The organism is Methylacidimicrobium cyclopophantes, from assembly GCF_902143385.2.
Classification (GTDB): Bacteria; Verrucomicrobiota; Verrucomicrobiia; order Methylacidiphilales; family Methylacidiphilaceae; genus Methylacidimicrobium; species Methylacidimicrobium cyclopophantes.
This window is the reverse complement of record NZ_CABFUZ020000264.1, coordinates 1-3,285: the sequence shown is the minus strand read 5'-3', so window position 1 is coordinate 3,285 and position 3,285 is coordinate 1. Positions and strand designations below refer to the sequence as shown.

The following is a 3,285-nucleotide window of genomic DNA, read 5'->3' as shown; positions in this document are numbered from 1 at the left end:
CGTGGAACTCACGGCCAAATTGCGCAGGTTGATCGCTGCATTGATATCGCGGTCGTGGATTGCTCCACAGGCCGGACATCTCCACTCGCGCGCCGACAGCGGCAGGGCTTCCAGCTTGTAACCGCAATCCGAGCAGCTCTTGCTGCTGGCAAACCAGCGCTCCGCCACGACGATGCGCACTCCGTTTCTCGCCGCCTTGTACTCCAACTGCCGCCGGAACTCGAAGAAGCCCATGTCGGCAATGGACCGGGCCAGATGCCGGTTCTTCCCCATGCCGCGCACGTTCAAGTCCTCGAAGCCAATGGCGAAAAACCGCCGCGTCAGCTCTGTCGTGAGCTTATGCAGCGCATCCGAGCGGATGTCGGCGATCCGGGCATGCAGCCTGGCAAGCTTGCGCTTGGGGATGCTTTCTATTTTCCAGAGTGCGCCAACTGCTTGCCTCGTTCGATCCCGAAGGAAAGGGCGCACGTGAGAAAGCTCCGGATCAAGGGAGAGCAATTTTTGAAGCGGATCTTCTCAACCAGGTCGTAGGGATGGTCTTCGGCCAAGCCGCCAAAAAGGGCGTTGGCGAATGACGCGGTCCTGTTCGTGACGCCTTCGAAGTTGAAAATCACCAAGGCGTGCATGCCAAGCTTTGATTCTACTTCGTTAAACCGGAAGGCATTGGCAAGATCCCCGTCAGCCAGGAATCCACCGAAGAGTTCCTTCATAAAGAACTCATGACTCATAAAAAGCCCACTATCCTGACTCGCTCCTGACAAGCCCAGGACTTTCCAGGCTTCCCGCAGCATCAAATTAAAATCGTAGATTTCCTTTCGCCGGAAGCAGATCGAGCAGACCGTGCCGCCAAAACTCGCTCCCCTCGGAAGCCGACCGCTTTCCGAGGGGAGCTCTCCATCTTGCATCCACCATCCGCATCCGGAGAGGATCACCATAGTGCCCATAGTTTGTCGCACGAGATCCTGCAACATGCTCAGGCCGACGCCCCGGTTGGGAGATTTGCCGTACATATGGGGGAGATCGGCAGTACTGGAGACGTTGGGATGAATCGCAAGCTCGATCGCTTCCGTATCGTTCCTCCCCGCGCGATAGAATCGCGATTGGTTCGCCCGGAAGCTGGAAATCGTTCCAAAAAGATTCCTCGCCGTAGGACGTTTTCGGCAAAAAGCTGCCGCCGTTCCATCAACCGTCTCCTCTCTTCTCGGAGCGGGCCTCCCGAGCGAGCCTCCGCGCTTCCCGCAGCGGCTCCGGCGTCCGCCATCGCGTGGTCAACGCCAGCAGGACGCTTGCGGCCGTCCTCGCATCCGTTTGCCACGCTGCGTGGGCGACCAAGGGTCGCTTCCCCCGTTGCGTACGCAACCAGTAGGCCACGATGGTTCCCCCGAGAAAGAGCGGGGAAAGAGAGCCTCGAGCCTCCGCCGGCGGCTCTCCCGAAGCAAGAAGGGGGTTGCGAGTCACCCCCACGGTGGGAAGGGCCAGTCGGATTCCGAGATGGACCGCCAACCCCGCTCCGCGGGGATGGTCCCGACCGGTGGCATTGACGAGAAGGAGATCCGGCCGCTCTGGAAGCCGCCGAACCGCTTCTTCCAGAAGGAGCCCCTCCCGAAGCGCCAAAAGCCCCGGCTCGTAGGCGGCTTGAGCCGTGCCGCAGACCGTTGCCGCAGCGACAATCCTTCCGGATCGAAGAAGCGCGGCTGCAGCCCAGCCCGCCTCCCCCGGCCGCCCCGCACCCACCCTTCCACGGGAAAAACAGACGAAACATCCAGCGGCCGAAAAAACCCGACCCGCGGGAGTCCAAAGGTGGCTCGTCGCTTGGCCGATCCTCTTCTGGACGAGGATCAAATCTTCGACGGTCCGGGGCCACGGGCCCGCGGATTCGAGCCCTCTTTGCTCCCCCGCGTCCTGAACGCAATATGAACAATAATTCATTGGAGCATTTTCGAGACAAGCGTATTTTGGATGGCGCTCACCGCCCACTCTCCTGGAAGCGGAGGCAAGGAATGGAGGAACGCAATGGGCCGCCTTCTCCATATAGAGGCCTTCTCATCGACGCCGCTGGTCACCGATCCCTTTGAGCATGTCCTCGTCCGGAATTTCGTCCCTGCGGAGCTTCGCCTGCCTCTCGAGCGGGAGTTTCCCACAATCGATAAGCCGGGGATCTTTCCGGTTCAGACGCTTCGCTACGGCCCTCTTTTTGAAGCCTTCCTGGAAGAGCTTCGGGGCTCCGCTTTCCGAGAGGCGGTTTCCGAAAAGTTTTCGGTCTCGCTCGACGACAAGCCGGTCTTGATCACGGTCCGAGGTCGATGCGGGCGACGAGACGGCCAAGTCCATACCGATTCCGAGACGAAAATCATCACAGTGCTACTCTATCTCAACGGCCGGTGGGAAGCGGACGGAGGCCGTCTCCGGCTCCTGCGCAGCGAGAATATCGAGGATGTCGCCGTCGAGCTCCCTCCCGAATGGGGTACCCTTCTGGTCTTTCGCCGTTCGGATCGATCCTTTCACGGCCACCGCCTTTTCGAAGGGGAGAGACGGGTTGTGATGCTCAACTGGTTGACCCATCAGGCGGTTCTCGAACGGGAGCTCAGTCGCCACGGCCGATCGAGCTGGATGAAGAGCCTGGTGCCTACCCAACTGCTCGAACGACTCCATTGGCGCAAGATCTCCCGCTAAGGAGCGCTCGGTACCGAAGCGGCTTTCTTCTCGCCGATCCTCCCCTTTCTCGATAGGATCGAGTTGGGAGATCGCCGGCCGCTCGGGCGGCGAGAGTTTCTATGGATGGCTCTTCCTCCTTCCTCTCGAAAGCCTTCTTTGCCGGTTCCTGGGTCGAGACCGAACGCAGCTTTCCGGTCAAGAGCCCATCGTCGGGCTCCGTTCTTGCCAAGGTAGCCGACTGCGGGGAAGCCGAAGCCCGCCAAGCCCTAGAGACGGCGGCCGAGATCTTTTCCGAATGGAGAGCAACGTCTCCCTATCTCCGTTCCGAACTGCTGCGCAAGTGGCACGACTCGATCCTCGCTTGCCGGGACGAGCTCGCCCGCACGATCTCGCAAGAGATGGGGAAGCCGATCTCGGAAGCCAGAAGAGAGATTCTCTATGCCGCCAGCTTCGTGGAATGGTATGCCGAAGAGGCCAAGCGGAATTACGGAGACTCGGTTCCCAGCCAGCACGCCCACAAGCGCATTTTGGTTCGCTATGCGCCCGTGGGGCCGGTCTATGGCATCACCCCCTGGAACTTTCCCGCAGCCATGGTCACCCGGAAGGTGGCTCCCGCCCTCGCGGCGGGCT

4 protein-coding genes and 1 pseudogene are annotated in these 3,285 nt (G+C 60.7%); 2 read left to right on the top strand and 3 right to left on the bottom strand.

Going from position 1 to position 3,285, the window contains the following annotated elements; all coding sequences use genetic code 11:
• The 3 genes and pseudogenes from FN369_RS10750 to FN369_RS10740 all read right to left on the bottom strand — a co-directional run.
• Positions 1-399: pseudogene (locus tag FN369_RS10750) on the bottom strand (RNA-guided endonuclease InsQ/TnpB family protein); the annotation flags it as partial.
• Positions 400-410: 11 nt separating this feature from the next.
• Entirely contained in the window at positions 411-1,010 is a 600-nt protein-coding gene (locus FN369_RS10745) for an STAS-like domain-containing protein (RefSeq protein ID WP_142526133.1), read from the bottom strand.
• Positions 1,011-1,182: 172 nt separating this feature from the next.
• Entirely contained in the window at positions 1,183-1,929 is a 747-nt protein-coding gene (locus FN369_RS10740; RefSeq protein ID WP_178087819.1) for an endonuclease V, read from the bottom strand.
• An 84-nt stretch (positions 1,930-2,013) separates the two neighbouring features.
• On the opposite strand from FN369_RS10740, the gene FN369_RS10735 reads away from it, so the two are divergent.
• Together FN369_RS10735 and FN369_RS10730 are read left to right on the top strand one after the other, a co-directional pair.
• Entirely contained in the window at positions 2,014-2,673 is a 660-nt protein-coding gene (locus tag FN369_RS10735; protein ID WP_178087818.1) for a 2OG-Fe(II) oxygenase, read from the top strand.
• Between the two features lie 101 nt (positions 2,674-2,774).
• On the top strand, positions 2,775-3,285 hold a 511-nt coding region (locus tag FN369_RS10730), incomplete at its 3' end, for an aldehyde dehydrogenase family protein (protein WP_142526130.1).

What these genes read in the sequence shown, in the direction of transcription:
- FN369_RS10745 (WP_142526133.1), bottom strand. Translation starts at nt 1,010, where the DNA reads ATGTACGGCAAATCTCCCAACCGGGGCGTCGGCCTGAGCATGTTGCAG.
- FN369_RS10740 (WP_178087819.1), bottom strand. Translation starts at nt 1,929, where the DNA reads ATGAATTATTGTTCATATTGCGTTCAGGACGCGGGGGAGCAAAGAGGG.
- FN369_RS10735 (WP_178087818.1), top strand. Translation starts at nt 2,014, where the DNA reads ATGGGCCGCCTTCTCCATATAGAGGCCTTCTCATCGACGCCGCTGGTC.